At 67.4% G+C, this 25,077-nt stretch carries 22 protein-coding genes and 1 rRNA gene; 8 read left to right on the top strand and 15 right to left on the bottom strand.

Annotation, left to right across the window (positions count from 1 at the left end):
• Positions 1 to 51: 51 nt before the first annotated feature.
• Positions 52 to 660, bottom strand: a complete 609-nt coding sequence (locus tag MLE43_RS04635; protein ID WP_243302296.1) for a hypothetical protein — start codon at positions 658 to 660, stop codon at positions 52 to 54.
• A gap of 709 nt (positions 661 to 1,369) precedes the next feature.
• Between MLE43_RS04635 and MLE43_RS04640 the strand changes: the two genes are divergently transcribed.
• The 4 genes from MLE43_RS04640 to MLE43_RS04655 all read left to right on the top strand — a co-directional run bounded on the left by MLE43_RS04640 (position 1,370) and on the right by MLE43_RS04655 (position 3,950).
• Positions 1,370 to 1,939: a hypothetical protein gene (locus MLE43_RS04640; protein ID WP_243302297.1), complete on the top strand. Its 570-nt coding sequence runs from the start codon at positions 1,370 to 1,372 to the stop codon at positions 1,937 to 1,939.
• A 132-nt stretch (positions 1,940 to 2,071) separates the two neighbouring features.
• Positions 2,072 to 2,644 carry an MltR family transcriptional regulator gene (locus MLE43_RS04645; protein ID WP_243302298.1) on the top strand — a complete coding sequence of 191 codons (573 nt, stop codon included), beginning with the start codon at positions 2,072 to 2,074 and terminating at the stop codon, positions 2,642 to 2,644.
• A gap of 145 nt (positions 2,645 to 2,789) precedes the next feature.
• Complete coding sequence (locus MLE43_RS04650; protein WP_243302299.1) at positions 2,790 to 3,317, top strand: TlpA family protein disulfide reductase; 528 nt, start codon at positions 2,790 to 2,792, stop codon at positions 3,315 to 3,317.
• A 156-nt stretch (positions 3,318 to 3,473) separates the two neighbouring features.
• Positions 3,474 to 3,950 (top strand): RDD family protein, encoded by a 477-nt coding sequence (locus tag MLE43_RS04655; protein WP_243302300.1) that lies wholly within the window; start codon positions 3,474 to 3,476, stop codon positions 3,948 to 3,950.
• Positions 3,951 to 4,055: 105 nt separating this feature from the next.
• Here the strand turns inward: MLE43_RS04655 and MLE43_RS04660 are convergent, their stop codons facing one another.
• The 5 genes from MLE43_RS04660 to MLE43_RS04680 all read right to left on the bottom strand — a co-directional run bounded on the left by MLE43_RS04660 (position 4,056) and on the right by MLE43_RS04680 (position 9,519).
• Positions 4,056 to 7,055, bottom strand: a complete 3,000-nt coding sequence (locus MLE43_RS04660; protein WP_243302301.1) for a helix-hairpin-helix domain-containing protein — start codon at positions 7,053 to 7,055, stop codon at positions 4,056 to 4,058.
• A 127-nt stretch (positions 7,056 to 7,182) separates the two neighbouring features.
• On the bottom strand, positions 7,183 to 7,644 hold the full coding sequence (locus tag MLE43_RS04665) for a DUF2442 domain-containing protein (RefSeq protein ID WP_243302302.1): 462 nt from the start codon (positions 7,642 to 7,644) through the stop codon (positions 7,183 to 7,185).
• The gene (locus MLE43_RS04670; protein ID WP_243302303.1) at positions 7,622 to 7,864 is read right to left on the bottom strand and encodes a DUF4160 domain-containing protein; all 243 of its coding nucleotides are present in this window, start codon (positions 7,862 to 7,864) and stop codon (positions 7,622 to 7,624) included. Before MLE43_RS04670 ends, MLE43_RS04665 begins: the two co-directional genes overlap by 23 nt.
• Positions 7,865 to 7,891: 27 nt before the next feature.
• Positions 7,892 to 9,025: a Y-family DNA polymerase gene (locus MLE43_RS04675; protein WP_243302304.1), complete on the bottom strand. Its 1,134-nt coding sequence runs from the start codon at positions 9,023 to 9,025 to the stop codon at positions 7,892 to 7,894.
• Positions 9,026 to 9,084: 59 nt separating this feature from the next.
• Positions 9,085 to 9,519, bottom strand: coding sequence for a molybdenum cofactor biosynthesis protein MoaE (locus MLE43_RS04680; protein WP_275976008.1), 435 nt, complete (start codon positions 9,517 to 9,519; stop codon positions 9,085 to 9,087).
• A gap of 62 nt (positions 9,520 to 9,581) precedes the next feature.
• Between MLE43_RS04680 and lat the strand changes: the two genes are divergently transcribed.
• Together lat and rnhA are read left to right on the top strand one after the other, a co-directional pair.
• On the top strand, positions 9,582 to 10,922 hold the full coding sequence (lat, locus tag MLE43_RS04685) for an L-lysine 6-transaminase (protein WP_243302306.1): 1,341 nt from the start codon (positions 9,582 to 9,584) through the stop codon (positions 10,920 to 10,922).
• Positions 10,919 to 11,362, top strand: a complete 444-nt coding sequence (gene rnhA / locus MLE43_RS04690) for a ribonuclease HI (RefSeq protein WP_243302307.1) — start codon at positions 10,919 to 10,921, stop codon at positions 11,360 to 11,362. Before lat ends, rnhA begins: the two co-directional genes overlap by 4 nt.
• 40 nt (positions 11,363 to 11,402) lie before the next feature.
• On the opposite strand, the gene MLE43_RS14770 is transcribed toward rnhA, so the two are convergent.
• The 3 genes from MLE43_RS14770 to MLE43_RS04705 all read right to left on the bottom strand — a co-directional run bounded on the left by MLE43_RS14770 (position 11,403) and on the right by MLE43_RS04705 (position 15,403).
• Positions 11,403 to 13,223: a TonB family protein gene (locus MLE43_RS14770; protein ID WP_275976009.1), complete on the bottom strand. Its 1,821-nt coding sequence runs from the start codon at positions 13,221 to 13,223 to the stop codon at positions 11,403 to 11,405.
• A gap of 97 nt (positions 13,224 to 13,320) precedes the next feature.
• Complete coding sequence (locus MLE43_RS04700; protein ID WP_243302308.1) at positions 13,321 to 13,989, bottom strand: hypothetical protein; 669 nt, start codon at positions 13,987 to 13,989, stop codon at positions 13,321 to 13,323.
• A complete protein-coding gene (locus MLE43_RS04705; RefSeq protein ID WP_243302309.1) occupies positions 13,982 to 15,403 on the bottom strand; it encodes a sigma-54-dependent transcriptional regulator in 1,422 nt (473 codons plus the stop codon). The genes MLE43_RS04700 and MLE43_RS04705 overlap by 8 nt, the downstream gene beginning before the upstream one ends.
• An 83-nt stretch (positions 15,404 to 15,486) precedes the next feature.
• On the opposite strand from MLE43_RS04705, the gene MLE43_RS04710 reads away from it, so the two are divergent.
• Positions 15,487 to 17,799 (top strand): ComEC/Rec2 family competence protein, encoded by a 2,313-nt coding sequence (locus MLE43_RS04710; protein ID WP_243302310.1) that lies wholly within the window; start codon positions 15,487 to 15,489, stop codon positions 17,797 to 17,799.
• Here the strand turns inward: MLE43_RS04710 and MLE43_RS04715 are convergent.
• From MLE43_RS04715 to ettA, 4 genes are read right to left on the bottom strand one after another with little or no spacing between them, the layout of a single operon-like run.
• A complete protein-coding gene (locus MLE43_RS04715) occupies positions 17,768 to 18,349 on the bottom strand; it encodes a phosphorylase family protein (protein ID WP_243302311.1) in 582 nt (193 codons plus the stop codon). The two genes, MLE43_RS04710 and MLE43_RS04715, sit on opposite strands and share 32 nt — an antisense overlap.
• Positions 18,350 to 18,358: 9 nt before the next feature.
• On the bottom strand, positions 18,359 to 19,216 hold the full coding sequence (locus MLE43_RS04720; protein WP_243302312.1) for a DNA cytosine methyltransferase: 858 nt from the start codon (positions 19,214 to 19,216) through the stop codon (positions 18,359 to 18,361).
• Positions 19,216 to 19,836, bottom strand: a complete 621-nt coding sequence (locus MLE43_RS04725) for a hypothetical protein (RefSeq protein WP_243302313.1) — start codon at positions 19,834 to 19,836, stop codon at positions 19,216 to 19,218. The genes MLE43_RS04720 and MLE43_RS04725 overlap by 1 nt, the downstream gene beginning before the upstream one ends.
• Positions 19,833 to 21,530, bottom strand: coding sequence for an energy-dependent translational throttle protein EttA (ettA, locus tag MLE43_RS04730; protein ID WP_243302314.1), 1,698 nt, complete (start codon positions 21,528 to 21,530; stop codon positions 19,833 to 19,835). The genes MLE43_RS04725 and ettA overlap by 4 nt, the downstream gene beginning before the upstream one ends.
• A gap of 200 nt (positions 21,531 to 21,730) precedes the next feature.
• Between ettA and MLE43_RS04735 the strand changes: the two genes are divergently transcribed.
• Positions 21,731 to 22,126, top strand: a complete 396-nt coding sequence (locus tag MLE43_RS04735) for a DUF6982 domain-containing protein (RefSeq protein ID WP_243302315.1) — start codon at positions 21,731 to 21,733, stop codon at positions 22,124 to 22,126.
• A gap of 3 nt (positions 22,127 to 22,129) precedes the next feature.
• Here the strand turns inward: MLE43_RS04735 and ppdK are convergent, their stop codons facing one another.
• Positions 22,130 to 24,844, bottom strand: coding sequence for a pyruvate, phosphate dikinase (gene ppdK, locus MLE43_RS04740; RefSeq protein ID WP_243302316.1), 2,715 nt, complete (start codon positions 24,842 to 24,844; stop codon positions 22,130 to 22,132).
• A gap of 115 nt (positions 24,845 to 24,959) precedes the next feature.
• A 5S ribosomal RNA gene (rrf, locus tag MLE43_RS04745) occupies positions 24,960 to 25,075 on the bottom strand.
• Positions 25,076 to 25,077: the final 2 nt, after the last annotated feature.

Raw genomic sequence — 25,077 nt, forward strand, 5'->3', positions numbered from 1 at the left:
CCTTAGCTGGTGCTGCAGCACCAGCTCGAAGGCCGGCGTGGCGTAGCGTACTCAGGGGCCCGGGTTCGGATTGTTGGGCAGCGACGGGATCGCGCTCAGGTACTCATAGATGGCCATCAGTTCGCGGTCGGTCTTCTTGCCGAAGACCGGCCAGGGCATCACCTGAAGAATCTGGGGACGACCCGATGCCGGAGTCCAATCCGGATCGACGCCGGTGCGCATCAGATTCATGAATTCGGTCAAGCTCAAGCCGGCTGGGCGCCCCGTGCTATCCGGCGTCAAGTTGCGCGAGGTGAACGGCCCGAACTGCCGACCTCCCGTCAAGTACTGGGCGCTGTTCACCTGCTCCGGCTGCCCGGCAAAGGGGTCGTTGCCGGGCAGGTACGACGGATGCGTATGGCAATCGTTGCACCCAGTCGTGTTCACGATGTAGCTGCCCAAGCCGACCAGCGCGCGGTTGCGGCCCTCCAGGTTGAGCGTCACGCCTTGCGGCACGATGGCGAAGCCACGCGCAATCTGGCTCTCGTTTTGTTCGCCGCCGGCCTGGCCCGATGCCGGCACGCAAATCCCGACGCCGACCACCAAGGCGATGGCCAGCGCGAACCGCCCGAGCGTGCGGCTGGTGCGCGAAGCGAATGTGAGGCTTGGAGTCTGGTTCATGCCTTTCTCCTCGGAATGGATTCGTCAACTGAAAATAAGTCTCACACGCTATATGCATGCGGATTTTTTCAATATAGGCGCCAGTGGTTTCAATGCAACATGCCAACTGGCTGACGAACCCTAGGTCGTCAATGCCCTGGGCCGTGACCCTCGCGGCAAGGCTTTTGGGTGCTCGCCGCCCGGGTCGGCCTTCTCGATCCCAGGGCACCCTGAGGAAGCCACCGTGCCCGCTCCGCGAGAGCCGGCCCTGAGCCGAGCGGCCGGCGGGTGGCGGAGAAGATGGACCATTTGAGCCACGAATCAACACGGATTGAAAAAACAACAGCATTCAACCGGTGATGAACAGTGATAGACGGGGATAAAGCAGGGCAGGCCCCCGCGTGGGCCCGCCTTCGGCGGCTTCCGGCGGAGCCCAAGCTGCGTGCTGCCAGGGCCCAATCACCGTTCATCACCGGCAAAAAAAGCTTTCCCCAGCCAAGCCCCCGAGCTGAAGGGTTCATCACCCCTCGCGCGCCGTCCAGAACCCCGGCCCAGCACTCATGACCGTCCAGCGACCATTTCGCACCGTTCGGCCGGTTGTGATGAGGATCAAGTCGGCCAAGTGGGAACATGATCGCGAAATTACCCTGCCCCAACCCTCACTCATCAAGGCGTTCATTGGCTTCTGCCATTCGGTTGGTCTAAGACAAAGTTAGGCTTCGGAGTTCAAATGGACCAATACGCAGCAATGATGCAGATCAATCGAGAACTCCAACCAGGCGAATCGCTGCTTTGGGCAGGACAGCCTAGGCAAGGCGTGTATTTGCGGGGCTCTGATGCTTTGCAGATCCCATTTAGTCTCGCTTGGTGTGGGTTCGCATTTTTCTGGGAGTACAGCGTCGTAAGTTCAGGGGGGCCGATATTCTTCAAACTGTGGGGAATCCCATTTGTACTTGTTGGTATCTATTTGGTGATTGGTCGATTTTTCGCCGATAGCCTAGTGCGTTCAAAGGCTCAGTATGCGGTTACGAGTAATAGAATTTTGATCATTTCTGGTCTGTTCAATCTAAAAACAACCAGCATTGGATTAGCAAACATCCCGGAGCTCTCATTTGTGGAAGGTAATAACGGTGGGGGAACTATCTCCTTCAGCCCCATGGCCACCCAGTGGTGGGCTGCGAATTCTGGTGTGCCATTCAACCGCCAGGCACCACAGGCCTTTGAACTCGCCGAAAATGCCCGTCAGACCTATAACATTATTCTCAAAGCTCAATCAGAGGCTAAGCGACCATCAGCCTAACCTTCCGCTCAACTCGGACCCCGCCTGCATTGCCTTCCGCTCTCTCTAATCTCCCTGCTTTCTCGGCTTCGTTCATCGTCTCGGTGCAGGCGGGGCCGGTTAGCTACATTCGTTAGGCCTTAGGAGACTCACATGGATTACTTCGATGTGCTCCATAAAGAATTCGAAAACGAAAGTGACCGGGCGGCGGTTATTCTCGCCGCCTCAATTGCAGATGAGTTGTTACGCAGCACCTTGTCTGCGCGACTTGTGGCTGTGGCCGGGGCAACAGACGATCTATTTGATGGCGCGAATGCGCCTATTGGTACCTTCAGCGCGCGAATAGAATTAGCATTTAGAATTGGGCTCATTTCATCAAAATTCGCTCGCGACATGCATTTAATACGAAGAATCCGAAATGAATTTGCACACAATATTCAAGGGTGCTCGTTTGAAGATGCGAGGGTCAAATCTCGCGTTGAAGAACTGAGCAATTCTCATACGATGCTTATGGATGCGAAGGGTAATAAAAAGAAGGTTTCCACCAGAAATCAGTTCTTAGAAGCTGTTTCTTGGATGATTTGGCACCTAAAAGAGCTGGTTACGGAAATTGAGGCAATTCATCAAGAATCGTGTGAGTGGGGCTATCAAGCACCTGAACCTAAAAAGAAAGCCGCTTCAGCCACCCCGAAAAAGCAACAAGCCAAATCCGCATCAAAGGCCTAACCCTTAGCTCAACTCGGACCCCGCCTGCATTGTCTTCCGCTCTCTCTCAGCTTCACGCTTCCTCGGCTTCGCTCATCGCCCCGGTGCAGGCGTGACCGGTTAGCCACATTCGTTAGGCCTTCCACAAACCTTTATGGAGCTAGATATGTTCAGAGCGCTACTTGCACTCGTCCTCTGCATCTCTTTCTCAAAGGCTGGTGACACCGAGCACTTCCCAATCGGCAAGCGCCCTGATGTTAGCAAACTGGGGTTTGTTGATCAGAACGGCAAGAAGGTATTGGTTGAAGACTTCAAAGGGAAAATCATTCTTGTTGATTTCTGGACAGTTTGGTGTGGTCCATGCCGGCGGTCACTCCCAGAAATCCACGCACTTCAAAAGCAGGGCATTGAGAAAGGAACTCTGGTTGTCATTCCTTGCAACCTCGACGATGAGTACTGGCCTAGAGGTGTAATTCAATTCCTCAACAAGAACAAAGAATCACTTCCAGGGTTCATTTATTATCGAGCCCAAATTGGCAAAAATGGCATCGGCACGAACCTTGGAGGAGATATCAATTCCTATCCCACCACCCTGCTTATTGATCGCACAGGCAAGCTCGCTACCAAATGGTCTGGGTATGGTGAGGGGTTGATTCTCTATGAACTCAATCTACTTCTAAATGAAAAACCATGATCGTCCTCCGGCCTAACCCCTAGCTCAACTCGGACCCCGCCTGCATCGCTTTCCGCATCTCCCGGCTTCTCGCGTCCTGGGCTCCGTTCAGCGTTTCGGTGCAGGCGCGGCCGCTTAGCTTCATTTGTCAGGTGTGACTATCCTCCAGAGGTACAGATGGATCAGCAAGGCAACCCATATACGCCACCCACCAGCATGCTGACGGAGGGAGCCACGCTGGCACCTCTTCCCATTGAGCTGGTGGGATCGGGCACGAGATTCGCCAATTTTATGATTGATAATATTATTTGCTATACGCTTCAATTTTCCTTTGGTGCGGCCATCGTTCTGATCTTTAAAGCCGATGGGGCCAATCACCTACAGACAGGCTGCATGGGAAGCCTCTATGGCATTCTTATTACCATCACTTATTACTCATTCATGGAATACAAGTTTGGATTCACGCTCGGCAAGCTTGTGACCAAGACCCGCGTGGTGGATGAGACTGGCGGGCCCATTTCACTCGGCAAGGCGATTGGGCGGTCATTCTCGCGATACATCCCCTTCGAACCGTTCTCCTTCTTCGGGGCCGAGTCCCGTGGCTGGCATGACTCCATCTCGAAGACCTGCGTGGTGAAACGCTCGAACGCCTGACCCCTTACGTTCTTCCGATCCCACGCCCCCCGGGCATGGGCGAGGCAAATCCATTCCTTTCCCAATCTGTGTCCATCCGCGTTCATCCGCGGCTAATCCCTATTTTCACTGAACTTCGAACACCGCCAGCCCATCCTGCAAGGTCGTCTTCCCGCTGATGGAGACGATGTCGCCCACACGGAAGGGGCGCTGGCGGCGGCGGAGGGCGTCGGGGAAGGCGACGGCTTCGCAGAGGCCGGTTTCGTCCTCGAAGGTGACGAACTGCATGCGCTCGCCCTTCCCGGTGTTCACTTCCTTGTCGGCCACCACCAGGGCCCAGAAGCGGAGATATCGTCCGGGGGTTCCACGCTCCGCTGCGCTGCGCGAACACCCCCGGGCCCCCGCGCCCGGGTCCGGCCAAGCCGTACCCGGGCTTCTCGCCCCCCCCACATCCGCCACGCGGTCGGGGCCCCCGCCTTTGCGGACGCGGGAGAGGGCCGCGGGGTGGATCTCCAGGGTGAGGCCCATGGTCTGCAGCTCCAGGTCCGCGCGGTCGAAGGCGTCCGTGGGGCGCGGGCGCACGCCGGGGGGTACGCCGCCCAGGCGGGCCCACAGGAGGCGCGTGCGGTCGCCGTCGGGGGCCCAGCGGTCGAAGGCCCCGGCGGCGCAGAGGGCCTCGGCGGTGGTGACGGAGGGCTTCACCCGGCGCAGCAGGTCGTCCAGGTCCGCGAAGGGGCCCTGCTGCTCCCGGTTCTCCAGCAGCCGATGCACCTCGGGCGCCAGGGCGCCCTGCACCTGCATGAGGCCCACCCGCAGGGCCTGGTCGCCCTCGGCGCTGAAGGCCCAGGCGGAGGCGTTGGCGTCGGGGCCCCGCACCACCAGCCGGTGGCGGCGGGCGTCGCCCAGGTAGGCGATGGCGGGGTAGTAGCCGCCCTGGTTGGTGACGACGGACGCGAAGAACACCGCCGGGTGGTGGGCCTTGATCCAGGCGCTCTCGAAGCTCACCTGGGCGTAGCTGGCGGAGTGCGGCTTGCAGAAGGAGTAGCCCTGGAAGGTGCGGATCATGTCCCAGGCCTCGTCCACCGTGGCCGGGCGCGCGCCGCGGGCCGCGCAGCCCGCGCGGAACCGCGCCTCGAAGTAGGGCAGCTTCTCCTCGCAGTCGGCCTTGCCCAGGAGCTTGCGGAGCTGGTCGGCCTCGTAGTGGCTCCAGCCCGCCAGTTCCACGCAGACCTTGATGACATCCTCCTGGTAGACCAGCACGCCGTAGCTCTCGGACAGCAGCTGGTTGAACACGGGGTCGCTGGGCTCCCAGACCTCGTCTCCCCGCGAACGCTTCACATAGCGGTCCACCCAGCGGTAGGCGGCGGGACGGATGAGGCTGCTGTGGATCACCAGCGTCTCGAAGTCGCCCTTCGTCACCCGCTGCTGGAGCTGGCGCGTGGCGGGGCTCTCCACATAGAACACGCCGATGCTGTCGCCCCGGGCCAGCAGGGCCTGGGTGGCGGGGTCGTTGCGGGAGTGGTCGCCGGGATCGGCGGGCACGGCATCGCCCAGCACGGCGTAGGCATCGCGGATGACGGCGAGGCTGCGGTTCCCCAGGAGGTCGATCTTCACCAGGCCATAGTTCTCCACGCCGTCCTTGTCCCAGGTGGTGGTCGACACCTTGTCCTTGGCCGGCGCGGGCTGGAAGGCGGCGTGCTCCCAGAAGGGGCCGGGTGTGACGACGGTGCCGCCGGGATGCACGGAGAACTGGTGGAAGTGGCCCTTCAGCGCCAGGGCCTGGCGCAGGATCGTGTCCCAGGCGGGGTTCTCGGCGGCGCGGACCAGGCCCCCTTCCCAGCCGCGGACGTAGCGGGCCAGCTGCTTCAGCTCGCTGTCGGGCCGTCCGTGGGCCTGGGCCACGGCCCGCAGGGCGCCCTTGGCCTTGAAGAAGGCGTGGTTGGCCACCATGGCCACGCGGTCGCGGCCGTAGCGCTCGAACACCTTCTGGATGACGTCCTCCCGCTCGTCCCAGGCGAAGTCGATGTCCATGTCCGGCGGGTCCCTGCGCTCCCTCGTGAGGAAGCGCTCGAACATGAGGTTCGTGGCCACGGGATCCACGTTGCTGAGGCCCAGGGCGTAGCTCACCAGGGAGGCCGCGCCGCTGCCCCGGCCGCAGATGCGGGGTTGCGCGCCCTGTGCGGCCCGCACGATGTCCTCCACCAGCAGGAAGTAGCGGGCGAACTTCAGCTCGGAGATGAGGTCCAGCTCCCGCTCCATGCGGGCGAGGATGTCCCCGCGGACCACCGGGAAGCGCCGTGCCACGCCCGCCCGCACCTTCCCGCGCAGGAGGGCGTCCAGGTCCGCGCCCTCGCGGTCCAGGGGATCGGCCAGCACCCACTCGCCCCAGTGGATGTTCCAACCCGAGATGCGCTCCAGCACGGCCGCCGTGGCCCGTTCCACCGCGGGCTCGCCGAAGGGGAAACGCGCCTCCCAGTCGGCGCGGGGCACGGCGGCCTCGGCGGAGTCCCACAGGGCCTCCGTGCGGATGAGCGTCGTCTGCCGGTCGATGGCCCGCTTGAGGCGGTGCATCTCCAGGCCTTCGGCCGTGCGGAAGCGCAGCACCTGGGGCGCCACCACCTCCAGGCCCGCCGCCAGGGCCTTCCGCGCCTCCTGAACCCGGCGGGGATGGGCCAGGAGGGCACCATAGAGGCCTTCCCGCAGCAGCGCGTCCAGGCCCGCGAGGTCCTCGGCCAGCAGCACGCAGTCCCGAGGTGGCTCGGGCGCGCCCAGGCCCGGGATGTCGGGCCCCGGCGCCGCATCGTGGGCCTGGGCCGAGAGCAGGCGGTTCAGGGCCGCGTAGCCCGCATCACTGAAGGGCAGCGCGCCGTACGCGTGGCCCCGCCAGGTGAAGCGGCTGCCCAGGTGCAGGCGGAAGCCCGTCCAGCGCGGGTCCGGCGGCAGGCCCTCCAGCTCGCGAGCCTTGTGGATCCACTCCAGCGTGTCCCGCAGCTTCGGATAGCCCGCCACCCCCCGGTCCCAGCAGACCAGGTCGCGGTAGCCCAGCTGGCGCGCCAGCGACAGCAGCTGCTTCGCCGGGTAGACGCCTTCACCTACAGAGAAATCGGAGATGCCGAGGGCGAACATGGGGAGGCATATCCAGAGGAGAAAGGATCTCCACGAAGGACGCGAAGCAAAGAACAAGGGCACGAATCACGCTTGGTGTCCTTCGTGCTCTTCTTCCTTCGTGGAGATCTTTTTGATGGAGAGGGATTCAGGGCTGCCAGTCGTGGGGCAGGCCGCAGGCGTCGAGGACAGCTTGGAGGTAGGGGGTGCCGATGCGCAGGGCGCCCCGCTCGGCAAGGCTTACGAGAGCCTGGGAGCGGCCCATCCGCAGGGCGAGCTGGGCTTGGGTGAGTCCGGCCTGGCGTCGGGCCGCCCGCAGGCGCGGGGCCAGGGCCCTGGCCCGGGCATCCGCTTCCGGCGCGCGGCGGCCCTCCAGCAGCCCCTCGACGGAAAGATCCTCGTCCAGGCGGGGCCAGTGGATGCCCGTGCCGCGCCCGATGAGGCGCCAGTCCGCCAGATCCTCGGCGGAGGCTGCCGCCAATCGGGGGAAGAAGGCCAGCGGACAGGCCAGTTCCCGGCCGTCCTGAAGCTGGACGACCAGGCGCCCGCGCTCGAACCAGAGGTGCGTGGCTCGGGGCTCGGGATGATCAGGGTGGGCCGAAGTGCTCATGCCACGCCTCTAGGAAATGGTCACGGTGGACAAGGACGATGGCCGCCGCCCGCTGGAGGTCCCGAGGTGGAAAGCCTCCGGAATCCGCGATGGACGCATCGTGGAGCCACAGTTTGGCGATGGCGTCGTCGCGCTCGACATGGACATGGGGCGGCTCACGGGGTTCATGGCTGTAGAAGAAGAACCGGAAGGGCCCTTCCCGGTGGACGGTGGGGGTCATGGGGTCTCCACAAATATTAGGCTAATATTAGATTGTTTCAACACAAACCTGCCCCATCCACCCCGGCAGGACGGCGCGGTCGGGGAAGCGTCGGCGGAGCCGGGCGAGGACGGGCTCAAGGCGTTCGAGCTTCTCGTTCCGGGGATCCTCGAAGAGGGCCCGCTCGCGGCCCAGGCCCCAGGCCAGGCGCAGTTCCACCTCGCGCACGAGGAGGCGGCGGGTGGCCAGGGCCAGGAAGGCCTGCTGGAGGCGGCGGGCCAGGACCAGGGGCGGCGCCAGGAGGTCCTCGGGCGAGGCCCGCCAGGTGTGGGGCTCGCCGTCCACATCCCACCAGCGCAGGGCCAGCGTGCGGGGATGGCGGGGATCGGACCAGAGCCAGTCCAGGCAGCGGGCGGCCAGGGCCACCTCCTCGGGCAGGCGGGGGGGCTGGAGGCGCCAGCCGTGGCGGGCGTGGCCGGGGCGCTCGGTGAGCAGGGGCAGGCGCGGCCGGTCCTCGCCCCGCGCCCGGGCCCGCAGGTCCGGCGCCAGCTTGGGGTTCGTCAACTCCACCAGCACCGGCAGGGGCACGGGCTGGAGGTCGCCGAAGGCCCGCAGGCCCAGGCGGTGGAAGCGGTCGTGCAGGCGCGGGGGCAGGTCCGGCAGGCGGCGCAGGGGCTGGGGGGCCAGGAAGGTGGCCTCGGCCCCCTCCCCCACCCGCTCCAGCTCATGTTCGGCCCGGGCGGCCAGCTGCGCGGCGGTGGCACTGAGAGACAGACCCCCATGGCTGGCCCAGCCGTGGCGCTCGGCCAGTTCCCGGCGGATGCGCTCGGCGGTGTCCGCCAGGGGCCCGAAGAGCCGCTGGGTGCCCTGGAGCTCCACCAGGGCTTCGCCCAGGCGGCCCAGCTGACCCTGGGGCGTCCAGTGCTGGAGGAGGCCCCCCAGGTCGGCCTGGGCTTCCCACCAGACCTGGGGCGAGGGGTCCAGCACCCGCAGGCCCGGGGCCCGCCGCAGGGCCTGGTCCAGGGGCAGGCCGGGCCCCAGGCCCTCGGCCCGGCCCAGGCGGTTCACGAACCAGAGGGTGGGCGAACGCGGGCTTTCGGGATTGAGGAAGGCGAGCGGCCGGTCCCGCAGCGCCCCGTCCCGCCCGCAGGCCAGCTGGAACGGCAGTTCGGGAACCCACATCGCCAGCACCGGATCCTCCTGGGGGATCCAAGTATGGCGAATTTTTAGCGAAAAACAAGCTACATCTGGAACCGGTGCGTGCACTCCACCCAGCTCTCGGACCCGTCCTTGTAGCGCTCGCGCTTCCAGATGGGCACGCGCTGCTTGATCTCGTCCATGATCCAGGCGGCGGCCTGGAAGCTCTCGGCGCGGTGGGCGCTGCTGGTGGCCACGATGACGGCGGCCTCGGTGAGGGGCACGACGCCGATGCGGTGGTGGATGGCGCAACGGGTGAGGCCGTAGCGCTCGATGGCCTTCTCGCGCAGGAGGCCCAGCTCCTTCTCCGCCATGGGAGCGTAGGCCTCGTAGGCCAGCTCCAGCACAGGGCGGCCTTCATGGTGGTCCCGGGCCCGGCCTTCGAAGAGGACGAGGGCCCCGGCATGGGGGTCCTCCATGACATTTCGTAAAGCCATCCCGTCCAACGGGGCTTCCTGAACCGATATCCAGGGAATCATGCGTGCCTCTCTCCGCTCCAGACCCAACCATACATTGAATACGACATCCTTGAGGGCCCGCCATGACCAGTCCGCACGTTGATCCGAACACCGTCTTCGACACCCTGGGCCGCCACATGCTGGTGGACGGGTTCCACCTGGTCATGGACCTGGAGAAATCCCACGGTTCCTGGATCGTGGATGCCCGCGATGGTCGCAAGTACCTGGATTTCTACACGTTCTTCGCCACCACACCCCTGGGCCACAACCACCCCCGCCTGCGGGAGCCGGAATTCGTCCAGCACCTGGGCGAGATCGCCGTCAACAAGCCGGCCAACTCGGACATCTACACCACGGCCTTCGCGGAGTGGGTGGAGGCCTTCGGCACCCACGCGGCGCCGGACTACCTGCCCCACCTGTTCTGGATCGACGGCGGCGCCCTGGCGGTGGAGAACGCCCTCAAGGCCGCCTTCGACTGGAAGGTGCGCAAGAACCTGGCGGCGGGCAAGGGCGAGAAGGGGTCGCAGGTCATCCACTTCCGCGAGGCCTTCCACGGCCGCAGCGGCTACACCCTGAGCCTCACGAACACGGCCGACCCCCGCAAACACCAGTATTTCCCCAAGTTCCCCTGGCCCCGGGTGCCGAACCCCAAGCTGACCTTCCCCATGGACCTGGCCCAGATCGAGGCGGCGGAAGCCGAGTCCATCGCCGCCATCGAGGCTGCCGTGGCCAAGGATCCGGATGACATCGCCTGCCTCATCGTCGAGCCCATCCAGGGCGAGGGCGGCGACAACCACTTCCGGGGCGAATTCCTGAAGAAACTCCGCATGCTGGCGGATCGTCACGATTTCCTGCTGATCTTCGACGAAGTGCAAACGGGCTTTGGCGCCACGGGCAAGTGGTGGGCCCACCAGTGGTTCGACGTGCAGCCTGACATCATCGCCTTCGGCAAGAAGGCCCAGACCTGCGGCATCGCCGCGGGCCGGCGGCTCGATGAAGTGGAGGGCGTCTTCAAGGTGCCCAGCCGCATCAACAGCACCTGGGGCGGCAACCTGGTGGACATGGTGCGCGGCACGCGCATCATCGACGTCATCCGCGAGGAGAACCTGCTGGAGCACGGCGTGAAGCAGGGCGAGCGCCTGCTCAAGGGCCTGCAGGAGATCCACCGCGACTTCCCCGAGCTCACCGCGAATCCCCGCGGCCGCGGCCTCTTCTGCGCCCTGGACATCGCCACGCCGGAGCTGCGCAACGCCGTGGTGGCCAAGGGCCACGAGCTGGGCATGATGATCCTCTCCACGGGCTTCAAGGGCCTGCGCTTCCGTCCCGCCATGAACCTCCGCACGGAGGACCTGGACCTGGGCGTGGAGCTGCTGCGCAAGGCCGTGGCCACCGTGGCGGCCGCTTCGCCTACTCTGGTGGGATGAAGATCGAGCTCTACTGCGACGGTGCGTGTCTGGGGAACCCTGGTCCGGGTGGCTGGGGGTACCTGCTGCGGGTGCACCTCGCCGGCGGCATCCAGGAGAAGGAAGGTTCGGGCCCCGAGGCGGACACCACCAACAACCGCATGGAGCTGACGGCCGCCATCCGCGGCCTGGAGGCGCTCACCAAGCCCTGCCAGGTGCTGCTCCAGAGCGACAGCCAGTATGTGGTGAAGGGCATCACCTCCTGGCTGAAGGACTGGAAGCGGCGCGGCTGGAAGAAGGCGGACGGCAAGCCCGTGCTCAACGCGGACCTGTGGCAGGCCCTGGACGCGCAGCTGGCGCGGCACCATGTGGAGGCCCGCTGGGTGAAGGGCCACGCGGGCCATGCGGAGAACGAGCGGGTGGACCGCCTGGCGAACGCGGCGGCGCAGTCCCTGACGTGAAACGGGCCCCGAAGGGCCCGTTTCAGGGATGTCCGAGCGGCTACCTCCGCTTGGGGAACTTGTAGACGATCTCGGGCGTCCAGCCGCGCACGGGCCGGCCGTCCCGGATGGCCGGGCTGAAGCTGGACTTGTTCGCCGCCTCGATGGCCGCTTCGTCGAAGCCGAAGGCTCCGGACACGCCCTCGACCACGGACACCTTCAGGGGCTGGCCCTGCTCACCCACGAACACCTTCAGGCGCACGAAGTGGTCCAGGTTCGTCTCCCACCGCATCTGGGTGGCCCGGAGGGGGAACATCGGCACGACCTGATTGACCACACGGGCAGGCTGGTCGTTGGCGGTGGTGCTTCCCTGCTGGGGGGCAGTGGCCGCGGACTGGGGCGTGGGCACCGGCGTGGGCACGGCCTGGCGCGGAGCCTCCTGCATGGGCTGGGGCTTGGGTGCCTCCTGCACCGGCGGCGCCGCGGCGACCTTGGTTTCGGATGCCCGCTTCTGCTCGGCGAGCCGCTGCTCAGCCTGCCGCTGATCGGCCAGCCGCTGTTCCGCGGCCTTCTGCTGCCGCTCGAGGTCCTGCTTGCGCTGCTGGTTCTCCTCGAGCTGCTTCTGGATCTTCGCCTTCTCCTCGGCGGACTTGGTCTCGCCGAGCTGCTTCTGGAGCTGGGCGGTCTTCTCAGCCTCGGCCCGGGCCTTGGCGTCGAGGTCGGCCTTCTGCTGCTCCATCTCGGCCTTGATCCGCTGGAACTCCACCAGCTGCGCCTGGATCGCCGGGTCCACCTTGGGGCGCCCGAAGAACATGTAGCCCAGGCCCAGGATCACCACCGCGGCGAGGCCGCCGCCGATGAGGACCGTGCGGTTCTTCTGGCTGACCTGCTCCTCCGCGTGGCCATCGATGTGCTCGGCGCGGGTGGCGCCGCTCCGCAGGCTCTCGCCGGCGGCGGTGTAGCCGAGGAAGTTGTCGCCCTGCTCGGCCTTCATGGACGTGGCGTCCCGGTCGTTCTCCTCCCGGAACAGCGTGTGCATGAAGAAGGCCATGTTGAAGGTCGTGGGGCTGTATTCGCCGTCGTAGAGGACGCGCTCGAGCTCGGTGCTGAAGGCCTCCACGGTGGCGAAGGGCTGGCGGCCCAGCAGCAGGCGGCCGAGGAAGGCGCGGATCTCCGCGGGCAGGGGCGCTTCCTCCTGGGCGGCCTTGAGGGTGGCCTGGTCCAGCGCGGCCTGGAGATCGCCGCCGACCGGCAGCTTCTCGAAGGTGAGCAGCTCGTAGAGCACGGCGCCCAGGGCGAAGAGGTCCTGCTGGAGGGCGTCGGTTTCGGGCCCCTGGAGGTACGGGGCGAGCTTGCGCTTCGCATTGGGGGTCTTGGCCAGCAGGCTCTTGGCGATGGCGGCGAAGGGCGCGTCCACGACCTGCGTGGCCCCCTCGAAGCTCACCCATACGCTGTAGGGGCTCAGCACGCCATGGCTGACGCCCTTGGCCTGCATCTGGACGATGGCCTGGGCCACCCCCTGGATGACCGTCAGCGCGTGGTCCACGCCGAAGGGGATCTGTTCCTGCTTGGCCTTCTCGATGAGCTGGGCCAGGCTGCGGCCGGGCACGTAGTCCCACGCCACGTGGGGGGTCTTGCCGGTCTCCAGCCGGTAGCCCAGGCCGAAGATGCGGGCGCCACCCAGGAGGGGCACCACGCGGCCGGCTTCGGTCAGGCGCGTGTTCATGCCTGCCTGGGCCAGCTCTTCCGAGAAGGTCCGGACCAGCATGTGGCGGTCGAAATTGCTGCCGGTGATGACCACGGCCCGATGGACGGAGCCGAAGGGATCAGTGGCCAGTTCGGAGGCCAGGAGGTAGGACCCGAGGCGGGTGTAGGTGCCCATGACTTCTCCAGAGGGATGGTTGGAACGATAGCCCGAAAGTCGCGATTCGCCTAGTCTGCGCAGAGAACGGAGACCGGACGGATCCTCCGGCCGAGCCTCACGGCTGGGAAGGAATGTCCCACTGGTCACCCGCCGCTCGCCAAGCCAGGATCCACAGGTTAGCCGTGGCGTAGACCCCGTTGGAAAAAGCCAGCTGCAGCTGGGCGAAGGGCAGGGACAGGTCATCCCAGGGGCCGATGCGGTTGCCCGTGTTGTCGTCGAAGTGCTCCCGCAGGCGGCGGTTCCGCTCCTGCTTGATGGCCAGGAGGCGGTGGAGGGCCGGGGCCGGATCCAGACTGCCCGTCGCGGCCCAGTAGGGCTCCTGCGTCACCAGCAGGTGGGCCAGGTTCTGGTCCGCATAGGCCTCGAAACTTTCCCGGAGCGGGCTCAGGCCCTCCGTGGCGGAGGGATCCGTCAGCAGCTGGACCATGTGGGCCAGCACCCCCAGGTCACGGACGATGTCCTCGGGCCGGCGGTTCTCGTCGCTGAGGCGGAGGACCGTGCGGAACTGGGCTTCCACCTGCTCCGCGGTGGGCGGCTGGTCGTTGGCCACGCCCCGGGCGCCCTCCAGCAGCGCCTGGGGATGGGCCCGCAGCAGGGCGGCCATGCCGCGGGGCAGGAGGCGGACCGCCTTGGCGGTCTGGGCCTCGTGGACCTTGGGCGACCAGGCCATCAGCGGAAGGCAGGCCAGCAGCAGGCCCAGGACCGGGCCTCTCGGATCATGCATGGGGGGGCTCCACAGCGGGGGCGGGTTCCACGGCGCCATCGAGGGGATCCAGGGGGATGCCCAGGGCCCGGAGGCGGTGCAGCAGGGTGGTGCGGCGCATGCCGAGGCGCCGGGCCGATTCGCTCTTGTTCCACCCAGTGGCGTGAAGCGATTCCAGCATCAGGTGGCGCTCCAGATCCTCCAGGAAGCGGCCCAGGTCCTGGTTCGGAGGCAGCCGCGGAAAGGCCGGGGAAGGCAGGAGCCCCGCCACCGAGGCCGGAAGATCCTGGTGCAGCAGCCGGTCCGGATCCGAGCCCAGGGCCATGGCCCGCTCCACGGCGTTCTCCAGCTCGCGCACGTTGCCGGGCCAGCCATAGGCTTCCATGGCCTGCAGGGCGGCGGGCTCCACCTGCTTGAGGGGCAGGTTCAATTCACGGGCGAACTTGCGGAGGAAGTGGGCGACCAGGACGGGAATGTCCTGGGGATGCTCCCGCAGGGGATGGATCTGCACGGGGATCACGTTCAGGCGGTAGAACAGGTCCTCCCGGAACCGCTTCTGCTCGACCAGGCTGCCGAGATCCTCGTTCGTCGCCGCCACCAGCCGGAAGTCCGCCTTCAGGGTGCGGGTGGAACCCAGGGGCGTGAACTCGCGCTCCTGGATCACCCGCAGCAGCTTCACCTGCAGGCTCATGGGCATGGTGCCGATCTCATCCAGGAACAGGGTGCCGCCCTCCGCCTGCTGGAAGCGGCCCGGACGGTCCGTGCGCGCGTCCGTGTAGGCGCCCCGCACATGGCCGAACAGCTCGTCCTCGAGCAGCGTCTCCGGGATGGCGCCGCAGTGGATGGGCACGAAGGGCCCCTGGGCCCGGGTGCTCCACTGGTGGATGGCCCGGGCGGCCAGCTCCTTGCCGGTCCCGGAGGGGCCCGTGATCAACACCGTGGACGGCGAGGGCGCCACCCGCCGGAGCAGGGCCTGCAGCTTCTGCCAGGCATCGGAGCAGCCCACCATCTGGGGGCCCTTGGCCTGCCCCTCGATCTGCTCGCGGAGCCGCTTGTTCTCCTGGTTCAGCTGCGACTTCTCGATGGCCCGCAGCAGGGTGTGCTCCAGTTCCTCCGTGCGGAAGGGCTTGGGCACGTAGTCGTAGATCCCCATGCGCATGGCCTGGAGCGCGGTCTCCACCGAAGTGGATCCCGACAGGACCACCACCACCGTGTCGGGCTTGGCCACTGCCTCCCGGGCCAGATCCAGGCCGTTCAGGTCTGGCAGCATGAGGTCCACCACCGCCAGGTCGAAGAATTCATTCCGCAGGAACTGGGCCCCGCGGCGCCCGGAGCCGGTGCCCACCACTTCGTGGCCATGGCGGGACAGCAGGGTGCCGACCACCTCGAGGATGGTGGGGTCGTCGTCCACCAGCAGGGCCCGGGCCGGGTTCATGTCTGCCAGAGTCCCTGGCCCAGAGCCCCCTGTCAAGGTTTGGACAGCCCAGGTAGACTGCCCCCATGCTCTCCAGATCCAGTTTGTGGCAACGCCTGTCCGGGGCCTCGCTCTGGCCGCTGGCCTGGGCCATGGCCGCCGCCTGCGCCGTGCCCTGGTGGCTGCCCGAGCGCTGGGACGGCCTGGTCGCCACGCGGTGGGTGGCCCTCGGTGCCGCCACCTGGCTCCTGACCCTCCCCCTGATCCGGAGCCGGCGTTGGGCCGTGGTGCCCCTGGCCCTGGGCCTGGCGGGCTTCACCTTCCTGGGACTGGCGCGGAAGGCCCGCTGGGAGACGGCCCTGCCCACCGGCTTCCAGGCTCTGGAAGGGAAGATCGACGCTCCCTGGACCCTCCAGGGCGAGCGCCTGAGGAGCCGCCTGGAGGTGTCCGCGCCAGCCTCCCTGCGCGGCCTCGCCCTGCCCCTCACCGTACCCGCCGACGGCGAGCAGGCCCCGCCCCTCCCGGGCACACCGGTACGCCTGCGCGCCGAGCTGAGACCCGTTCAGCCGGCGCCCATCTTCCTGGCGGAGCGCCCCCTCTGGCGGGCCCGCAGCGACGAGGCCCCCCGCCGCCTCCACCTGGCCTCGGCCCAGCTCATGGAGCCCACCGGACCGCCGGCCCCTTCCCCCCTGGTGCGCCTCCAGGCCTTCGCCCGGCGCCGCTTCGAGGCCCTGCCTCTGGGACCCACCGCGAAGGATCTCTGGGGCGCCCTGGCCCTGGGCATTCCGCCTTCCGACGAGGCCCACTTCAGCGTGTTCGCCGAAAGCGGGACGATCCACATTCTCGTGGTGTCAGGCCTCCAGGTGACCCTGGTGATGGCCGCGATCGAGGCCCTCCTGCGCCGCTTGCGCCTGCGCGGGGCCGCGGCCGGCGCCATCGCCGCCGGGCTGCTCTACTCGGCCCTGGTGGGCTTCTCGGCGCCCGTGTGGCGGGGCCTCTTCATGGGCGTGGCCTGGGCCGTGGGACGAAGCAGCGGCTGGAAGCTGCCGCCGGTGGCGGGACTGCACCTGGCCCTGCTCCTCTGGCTGCTGGGCCATCCGGCCGCGGGCGTGGAGCCGGGCTTCCTGCTGGCCTGGTGGGCCCTGCTGGGCCTGCTCTGGGGTGCAGAGCCCCTGGCGGGACTGCTGTCCCCCCTGCTGGGCCGCCTCGCCCTGCCCTTCGCCCGGCTGGCGGCGCCCTGGCTGTCCACGCTGCCCCTGCTCGCCCTGCTGCACGGCGGCGCGCCGTGGTGGGGCATCCTCGCCAACCTGCTCGTGCTGCCCCTGGTGGCCTTCCTCACGCCCCTCTGCCTGCTGCTGATCCTCGTCCCTCTGCCCGGGCTCACGCAGGGCGCCGCAGCCGCCCTCACCTGGATGGGCGAGCGCCTCGTGCCCGCGCTCACGGGCATCGCGCCCCTGGCCACGGGCCGGATCTGGCCCTGGCTCCTGCTGACCCTGGGCTGGCTGGCGCTGGCCCACCTCCAGGGCCAGCTGCGGCGCACCCGGGCCCTCACCGTGGGTCTCGTCCTCACCTCCCTGGGCCTGCTCGCCTTCCATGGGGTGGGCCGTGCGCCAGGCACCCTGACGCTGGAGGCGGTGGACGTCGGCCAGGGGGATGCCCTGCTGCTGCGCGTGCCCGGCGGCGACGCCACCCTCATCGATACCGGGCCCGGCCCCTGGACCGGACGGCGGCTGGCGCGGGTGCTGAGCCGACGGGGCGTGCGGGAGCCCGTGCACCTTGTGCTCACCCACGCCCATGGCGATCACGCCGGAGGCTGGGCCACGCTGGCGCGGATCTGGCCCCTGGCCTCGACCTCCGTGCCCGTGACGGCCGATGACGAGGATCCCTGGGCGCCCTTCCGCCCCGCGGGGGGAGCGGAGCCCGCGGGCCTGCTGCGTGGCGACGCCTGGCCCCGCGGCGAAGCCGCCTTCAGCGTGCGCTGGCCCGCCCGTGCCTACGCGCTGCCTGACGCCAACATGGTGTCCGCGGTGCTGCGCGTCACCTGGCGGGACCGCGAGCTCTGGCTCATGGGCGACGCGCTGGCGATCCAGGAGCGGGATCTGATGGATCTCGGGGATCCGGGGGCCGCGCCCCATCGTCTGCTGAAGGTGGGGCATCACGGCAGCCGCAACGCCAGCGATCCGGCCTGGGTCGCGGCGCTGAGGCCGGAAGTGGCCGTCATCCCCGCGGGCCTGCGCAACCGCTTCGAGCATCCCCATCCGGAAACCCTGGACACCCTGCGCCAGGCGGGTGCCGCCACCTGGATCACCGGGCCCGCGGCCGGCGTGCGGATCTTGGCCGTGGCCGGCGGCTGGAGCGTGACCACGGGCGACGGGGCCGTGACGCTCACGCCCCTTCGAAGAAACCCGAGGCCCTGAGCGCCTCCACCAGCCGCCGGCTGCCCTCGGCGTGGTTGGCCTTCCATTGGGCCGCGGCTTCGGGGCCCACGTCGTTCACCACGACCAGCGCACCGCCGCAGGGCACCCCGGCCGCGTGGCAGGCGGCGAAGACGCCCGTGAGTTCCAGGTGCTCGGCCGGGGCCACGGGGGCCAGCAGGGCCGCGCCTTCGGAGGTCTTCGTGATGGCGGGAGGCACGGCCACGGCGTGTCGCGGCAAGGGCCCGGGCAGCGTGGAGGCCCAGCGGATGCGCTCGAGGCCAGGCCGGTAGGCGCCGCCCCGCCGCTCCTCCAGGGAGATGGCGATGGCCTCGGAAGCGCACAGGCACTCGAACAGGGCCAGCCGCTGGTCGTAGCGCCCGCAGGTGCCCAGGAAGAGCACGGCCTCCGGCTGCCGCTCCACCAGCAGGCGCACGGTCGCGACGGCGGCGGTCACGGCGCCGATGCCCACGGTGGCTGTCTCCCAGCCGAGCGGCGGATCTTCGGCGAGGGGCCCGAGTTCCGGAGTGAAGGCGGACAACAGGAGGCGCATGGACAGAGTCTACAAGTGATCCAAGGCCCACGCCGCGACGGGGATGGACAGGCCATTCCCGAGCAGCCGGTAGCGGGCCTCCAGTGACATCTCTGGGGGAAAACGGAAGCCCTCCGGCAGCCCCAGCAGCCGGGCCACCTCCGAAGGTGAGAAGCGGCGCACGCCCTTCCCGGTGCGCAGGAAGGAGCCACCGCCCACGAAGCGCTGGCCGTAGCCCCCGATGAAGCAGGTGCTGCGGCGGTCCTCAGGCGTGACGAAATCCATGCCATGGCGATGACGGGCGAGGATGTCCGGCCGGAGGTAGAGGCCTTCGTCCTCCTCGGCGTCCAGGAAGTCCGCCAGGGGGCGGGGGGGCAGGTCCGGCAGGGCGCGCGCGGTCAGCGGCCGGCGGGAGGCCACGATGAAGACGCGGGGCCGCTGGTTGGGCAGGCCGAAGCGGCTGGGGCAGGCCCGGAGGTCCAGGCGGTCCAGACCATGGGCCTGGAGGCGCTCCGCCAGCAGCGCGTGGGCATCCGAGCCCAGGAAGCCTTCGACGTTCTCCAGCACCAGGCGGTCCGGCGGCGCCTCGCCGAAGAGATCCATGAGATGCCGGAAGGCCCGGCAGCGGCGGTCCTCCAGGCCATGGCGGTTGCCCATGCGGCAGAAGGGCTGGCAGGGCGGGCTCAGGAGCCAGGTGTCCGCGCCGTGGGAGGCCAGGTCCGCCCGGGGGACCGTGGCCAGTTCTCGGGCTTTCGGCAGATCACCATGGTTGAGCGCGTAGGTGGCGTTGGCCGCTTCGCTCACATCGTAGGCGGTCAGGACCGTGCCCCGGTCCCCGAGGGCCAGGCGCCAGCCCCCCAGGCCCGAGAACAGCTCGAGCGCCTTCATCACCCGCAGCCGCAGCTTCCGCAGCTGCCGCAGGAGGCGGCCTGGAGGGCGGAGACCTTCACCAGCGCCTGCCCCGCGAGGAACAGGCGCAGGCCCATGAGCACGGCGACGGCGGCATCGGCCCAGGGGAGCCACCGGCCCAGGAGGACACTCGCCAGGAGCAGGACGGCCAGTTCCAGCAGGGCACGGGTCCGCGAGACATCCAGGCCCAGGGTGGGATGGATCCCGGCCAGGCCCCGCTTGGCCCACCAGAGGGACACCAGGACCCCCGGAGCCAGGAGGGCGAGACCGAAGCCCGCGAGGCTGGCCTGGGGCGTGCGGTCACTCATGAGTGCGGCCACGGCCGTCAGGACCACGCCCAGGGCCAGGAGGCGCAGGAAGTGGCTGGCCGCACGAAGGATCAGGCGCTCCCGCTCCAGGCCGAGGTTGCCGAAGCCCTCCCGGACGCGCTGCCATGCCCCCAGCGAGGGCAGCCCCAGCAGGAGGCAGGCGCCGCCGAAGGCCCAGAGGGCCACGGCGCCCTGCTCCAGACCAAGCCACAGGGCGGGCACCCCGAGGACCAGGCTCGCGGCCACCGTGGCCAGGGCCAGACGGGGGGCCCCGGAGACCTCGGCCGTCATCGCGTCAGCTTCCGGTACTTGATGCGGTGGGGATCGAAGGGCTTCAGGCCCAGCACATCCTTGCGGTACTGCTCGTATTCGGTGTAGTTCCCATCGAAGAACTGCACCTGGGAGTCGCCCTCAAAGGCCAGGATGTGGGTGGCCAGCCGATCCAGGAACCAGCGGTCGTGGCTCACCAGCACGGCGCTGCCGGCGAAGGACTCGATGGCCTCCTCCAGCGCCCGCATGGTGTTCACATCGAGGTCGTTGGTGGGCTCGTCGAAGAACAGCAGGTTGGATTCGCTCTTCAGCGTCAGCGCCAGGTTCAGGCGGTTCTGCTGGCCGCCGCTGAGTTCGGCCACCTTCTTCTGCTGGGAGTCGCCGGAGAAGCCGAACCGGCTCAGCCAGGCGCGGGCGTTGATGAGCTTGCCGCCCAGTTCGATCTGCTCATAGCCGCCCGAGATGGCCTCGAACACGCTCTTGTCCGGATTGAGCCCGGACCGCAGCTGGTCCACATAGGCCATGCGCACGGTCTCCCCGAGGCGGATGCGGCCGGAATCCGGCTGTTCCTGGCCCGTGAGGAGGCGCAGCAGCGTGGACTTGCCGGCGCCGTTGGGGCCGATGACGCCCAGGATGCCGCCGCGCGGGATGGCGAAGCTGAGGTTCTCGAAGAGCACCTTGTCGCCGTAGGCCTTGGACACGCCCTCCAGTTCGGCCACCAGGTCGCCCAGGCGGGGGCCGCTGGGGATGTAGATCTCCAGTTCCTGCTCCTTCTGGCGGCCTTCCTCGCCCGCCAGTCGCTCGTAGTTGGCGATGCGGGCCTTGCTCTTGGTGTGCTGGCCCTTCGGCGACATCCGGATCCACTCCAGTTCGCGCTCGAGGGTCTTCTGCCGCCGCTGGTCGGACTTCTCCTCCTTGGCCAGGCGGCCCTGCTTCTGCTCCAGCCAGCTGGAGTAGTTGCCCTTCCAGGGGATGCCTTCGCCGCGGTCCAGCTCGAGGATCCACTCGGCCACGTTATCCAGGAAGTAGCGGTCGTGGGTGACGGCGATGACCGTGCCCTTGTAGTCCTGGAGGTGCTTTTCCAGCCACGCCACGGTCTCGGCGTCCAGATGGTTGGTGGGCTCGTCCAGCAGCAGGATGTCCGGCTCCTGGAGCAGCAGGCGGCACAGGGCCACGCGGCGCCGCTCGCCGCCGGACAGCACGCCGATCTTCGTGTCGGGGTCGGGGCAGCGCAGGGCGTCCATGGCCTGTTCCAACCGCGAGTCCAGGTCCCAGCAGTCGTGGGCGTCGATCTTCTCCTGCAGGGCGGCCTGCATGCCCAGCAGCACGTCCATGTCCGCATCGGGATCCGCGAACTGGTCGCTGATGGCGTTGTAGTCCTTGAGCCAGCCCACCTTCTCGGCGGCGCCTTCCTCGACGATCTCGCGGACGGTCTTGCTCTCGTCCAGCTTGGGCTCCTGGTCCAGGATGCCGGTGGTGTAGCCCTTGCTGAGCACGGCCTCGCCGTTGAAGTCCTGGTCCACGCCCGCCATGATCCGCAGGACCGTGCTCTTGCCGGAGCCGTTGAGGCCGAGAACGCCGATCTTGGCCCCGTAGAAGTAGCTGAGCGATATGTCCTTGATGACAGGCTTGTTGTTGTAGATCTTGCTGACCCGCATCATCGAATAGATGATCTCGGGCTGTTCGGATGGAGCTTTGGTCGCGGTCTTCGCCATGATTCGCCCGAAAAGAGTGATTCTACCGTGCTTCCCCGCTGGGTCCGCCCCACCCTTTCCTGGGAGGGGCCTCCCTGGCGTTCCCCCACCCGGAGGAATTACGGGCCCAGGGGCTTGCATCAGAATTCGATAACTTGTAATTTAAAGGCATCAAGTCATATCGGCCGTTGGATTCGACATTCGTTCGCCTGGAGGCTCCCATGAATCAAGTGGTGGCGCGGTTCCTGGACGGAACCACCCTCAAGGGACAGACCAACGACTTCCTGCCGGCGAAGAACCTCTTCCACATCTCGGCGAACGGGCCCATCGATGCCAAGCCGCTGGAGGTGAAAGTCCCGGACCTCAAGGCCCTGTACTTCGTCCGCAGCCTGAACGGCGACCCCGAACACCGGAAGACCAATGAATTCCCGCCCCAGGCCCCGGCACCGGGCCGGAAGGTCAAGGTCACCTTCAAGGATGGCGAGGTGCTGGTCGGCACCACGCAGGGCTACCAGCCGGGCCGGCCGGGCTTCTTCCTGCTCCCGGCCGACCCGCGGTCCAACAACGAACGGTGCTACATCGTGACGTCCGCCACGCAATCCGTGGCATTCGTCTAAGGCCTAGCCCAGCGCCGCCTGGGCGGCCGCCAGGGTGGCGATGGGCACGCGGTAGGGACTGCAGCTCACGTAATCGAGCCCGACCTGGTGGAAGAAGGTCACGCTCCGGGGATCACCGCCGTGTTCGCCGCAGACGCCCAGCTTGATGCCGGGGCGCACCGCGCGGCCCTTCTCGCAGGAGATGCGGACCAGCTCACCGATGCCCTCCTGGTCCAGGCTCTGGAAGGGGTCCTCCTCCAGGATCTTCTTCCCCACATATTCGGGCAGGAAGGTGCCCGCGTCGTCACGGCTGAACCCGAAGCCCATCTGGGTGAGGTCGTTGGTGCCGAAGCTGAAGAACTCCGCCTCCGCCGCGATCTTGTCGGAGGTGAGGGCGGCCCGGGGGATCTCGATCATGGTGCCGATGGGGCAGGCGAACTGGGTCCCGCGCTCCTGGTTCACCTGGGCGATCTCGTCGAGCATCTCGGTCTTGGTGTAGGTCAGCTCGCGCACGGTGCCGATGAGGGGCACCATGATCTCGGGCACGGCCTTGATCCCCTTGGCGGCCACGTTCAACGCGGCCTCGGCGATGGCGCGGACCTGCATGCGGATGATCTCGGGGAAGGTGATGCCCAGACGGCAACCGCGGTGGCCCATCATGGGGTTGAACTCGTGGAGCTGCGTGACGCGGCGCTCTACCGTGCCCAGGTCCACTCCCAGCACTTCGGCCATCTCCCGCTGGCCCGGCTCATCCTGGGGCAGGAACTCGTGCAGGGGCGGATCCAGCAGGCGGATGTTGACGGGCAGGCCGTCCATGGCCGTGAACAGCCCCTCGAAGTCCACGCGCTGCATGGGCAGGAGCTTGGCCAGGGCCTTCTTGCGGCCCTCGGTGTCGGTGGCGAGGATCATCTCGCGCACGGCGATGATGCGGTCGCCCTCGAAGAACATGTGCTCCGTACGGCAGAGGCCGATGCCCTGGGCACCGAAGGCCCTGGCCACGGCCGCATCATGAGGCGTGTCGGCATTGGTGCGCACCTTGAGGCGCTTGGCTTCGTGGCTCCAGGTCATGATCTTGGCGAAACGCTGGTACAGCTCGCTGTCCTCGGCCTTCAGGCGGCCGTCCACCAGCACCTGGTTCACTTCCGAGGGGTGGGCGCTGAGCTTCCCGGCGAACACCTCACCCGTGGAGCCATCCATGGAGATCCAGTCCTGGCCCGCCTTCAGGGTGTGCTCGCCCACCTTCACCAGGCCCTTCGCCACGTCGATCTGGACCGCGGAGGCGCCACAGACACAGGGCTTGCCCATGCCGCGGGCCACGACAGCCGCGTGGCTGGTCATGCCGCCCCGCGCCGTGAGAATGCCCTGGGAGGCCACCATGCCCGAGATGTCCTCGGGACTCGTCTCCACCCGCACCAGGACCACGGGCCCTTCCTGGGCCATCTGCTCGGCCTGCTCGGCGGTGAGGGCGATCCGCCCGGTGGCCGCGCCGGGACCGGCGTTCAGGCCCTTGGTCAGCAGCTGGCCCTCCTTGCGCAGGCGGTCCTTTTCCTTGGGATCGAAGACCGGTGCCAGCAGCTGGGAAAGGCTGTCCGCATCGATGCGCTTCAGGGCGGTGTGGCTGTCGATGAGGCCTTCGTCCACCAGGTCGATGGCGATGCGGATGCCCGCCATGGCCGTGCGCTTGCCGTTGCGGGTCTGCAGCAGGTAGAGCTTCCCCCGCTCGATGGTGAACTCGATGTCCTGCATGTCCTTGAAGTGGGTCTCGAGGCGCTTGCAGGTGGCGTCCAGTTCCGCGAAGGAAGCGGGCATGGCCTCTTCCAGGCTCTTCAGGCCCGTGCCTTCGGCCTGCTCCCGGGTGATGGGCTGGGGTGTGCGGATGCCCGCCACCACATCCTCGCCCTGGGCATTGATGAGGTACTCCCCGTAGAACAGCTTCTCGCCGGTGGCGGGATCGCGCGTGAAGGCCACGCCGGTGCCGCAATCGTCGCCCATGTTGCCGAAGACCATGCTCTGCACATTGACGCCCGTGCCCCAGTCGTCGGGAATGCGGTGCAGGCGGCGGTACGTAATGGCGCGGGCGGTGTTCCAGCTCTCGAAGACGGCGCGGATGGCGCCCCAGAGCTGTTCCATGGGCTCCTGCGGGAAGGCGTGCCCGGTCTCCTCCTGCACGATCTCCTTGAAGGCCGCGACGAGGAGCTTCCAGTCATCGGCGGCCAGTTCCGTATCCAGATGCTTGCCGAGGCGCTCCTTCGCGCGCTCCAGCTCCGCCTCGAAGAGCGCGTGCTCCACGCCAAGCACCACGTTGCTGTACATGGTGATGAAGCGGCGGTAGGAATCCCAGGCGAAGCGCGGATTCCCGCTGGCCTTCTCCAGGGCCAGCACCGTGCGGTCATTGAGACCGAGATTGAGAACGGTGTCCATCATGCCGGGCATGGAGACCCTGGCTCCGGAACGGACGGAGAGGAGCAGCGGATTGTCGACGGCTCCGAACCCGCAACCGCGCACGCCCTCAAGCCACTTCAAGGCATCGAGGACTTCGGCCTTGAGCCCCTCGGCGAGCTGCCGGCCATTGGTGTAGTAGGCGACACACTGTTCGGTGGTGAGCGTAAAACCCGGAGGCACGGGAATGCCCAGCCCGGCCATCTCGGCCAGGTTGCACCCTTTGCCCCCGAGAAGGTTGCGCATGGTCGCGCCCCCTTCGTTGCGGTTTCCCCCGAAGGTGTAAACACCTTTGTTCATCAGATCCTCCACGCGGAACCATCAGTGTATCCGGCGCGACAGACAAATGGCCCGCGGATGCGGAACAGGTACACGAGAACGGGCCACCTTTTTGGGGTGGCCCGTTGGGATTTTAACGTCGCAGCGACCTACTTTTCCACGCCTGTGCGGCGCAGTATCATCGGCCCTCCAAGTCTTAACGGCCGTGTTCGGGATGGGAACGGGTGTGACCCTTGGGGAAAAGCCACGACGAA

The organism is Geothrix oryzisoli (assembly GCF_022808865.1).
GTDB lineage: Bacteria > Acidobacteriota > Holophagae > Holophagales > Holophagaceae > Geothrix > Geothrix oryzisoli.

Coding starts and splice junctions, on each gene's coding strand:
- MLE43_RS04635 (WP_243302296.1), bottom strand. CDS start 660: ATGAACCAGACTCCAAGCCTCACATTCGCTTCGCGCACCAGCCGCACG.
- MLE43_RS04640 (WP_243302297.1), top strand. CDS start 1,370: ATGGACCAATACGCAGCAATGATGCAGATCAATCGAGAACTCCAACCA.
- MLE43_RS04645 (WP_243302298.1), top strand. CDS start 2,072: ATGGATTACTTCGATGTGCTCCATAAAGAATTCGAAAACGAAAGTGAC.
- MLE43_RS04650 (WP_243302299.1), top strand. CDS start 2,790: ATGTTCAGAGCGCTACTTGCACTCGTCCTCTGCATCTCTTTCTCAAAG.
- MLE43_RS04655 (WP_243302300.1), top strand. CDS start 3,474: ATGGATCAGCAAGGCAACCCATATACGCCACCCACCAGCATGCTGACG.
- MLE43_RS04660 (WP_243302301.1), bottom strand. CDS start 7,055: ATGTTCGCCCTCGGCATCTCCGATTTCTCTGTAGGTGAAGGCGTCTAC.
- MLE43_RS04665 (WP_243302302.1), bottom strand. CDS start 7,644: ATGAGCACTTCGGCCCACCCTGATCATCCCGAGCCCCGAGCCACGCAC.
- MLE43_RS04670 (WP_243302303.1), bottom strand. CDS start 7,864: ATGACCCCCACCGTCCACCGGGAAGGGCCCTTCCGGTTCTTCTTCTAC.
- MLE43_RS04675 (WP_243302304.1), bottom strand. CDS start 9,025: ATGTGGGTTCCCGAACTGCCGTTCCAGCTGGCCTGCGGGCGGGACGGG.
- MLE43_RS04680 (WP_275976008.1), bottom strand. CDS start 9,519: ATGATTCCCTGGATATCGGTTCAGGAAGCCCCGTTGGACGGGATGGCT.
- lat (WP_243302306.1), top strand. CDS start 9,582: ATGACCAGTCCGCACGTTGATCCGAACACCGTCTTCGACACCCTGGGC.
- rnhA (WP_243302307.1), top strand. CDS start 10,919: ATGAAGATCGAGCTCTACTGCGACGGTGCGTGTCTGGGGAACCCTGGT.
- MLE43_RS14770 (WP_275976009.1), bottom strand. CDS start 13,223: ATGGGCACCTACACCCGCCTCGGGTCCTACCTCCTGGCCTCCGAACTG.
- MLE43_RS04700 (WP_243302308.1), bottom strand. CDS start 13,989: ATGCATGATCCGAGAGGCCCGGTCCTGGGCCTGCTGCTGGCCTGCCTT.
- MLE43_RS04705 (WP_243302309.1), bottom strand. CDS start 15,403: ATGAACCCGGCCCGGGCCCTGCTGGTGGACGACGACCCCACCATCCTC.
- MLE43_RS04715 (WP_243302311.1), bottom strand. CDS start 18,349: ATGCGCCTCCTGTTGTCCGCCTTCACTCCGGAACTCGGGCCCCTCGCC.
- MLE43_RS04720 (WP_243302312.1), bottom strand. CDS start 19,216: ATGAAGGCGCTCGAGCTGTTCTCGGGCCTGGGGGGCTGGCGCCTGGCC.
- MLE43_RS04725 (WP_243302313.1), bottom strand. CDS start 19,836: ATGACGGCCGAGGTCTCCGGGGCCCCCCGTCTGGCCCTGGCCACGGTG.
- ettA (WP_243302314.1), bottom strand. CDS start 21,530: ATGGCGAAGACCGCGACCAAAGCTCCATCCGAACAGCCCGAGATCATC.
- MLE43_RS04735 (WP_243302315.1), top strand. CDS start 21,731: ATGAATCAAGTGGTGGCGCGGTTCCTGGACGGAACCACCCTCAAGGGA.
- ppdK (WP_243302316.1), bottom strand. CDS start 24,844: ATGAACAAAGGTGTTTACACCTTCGGGGGAAACCGCAACGAAGGGGGC.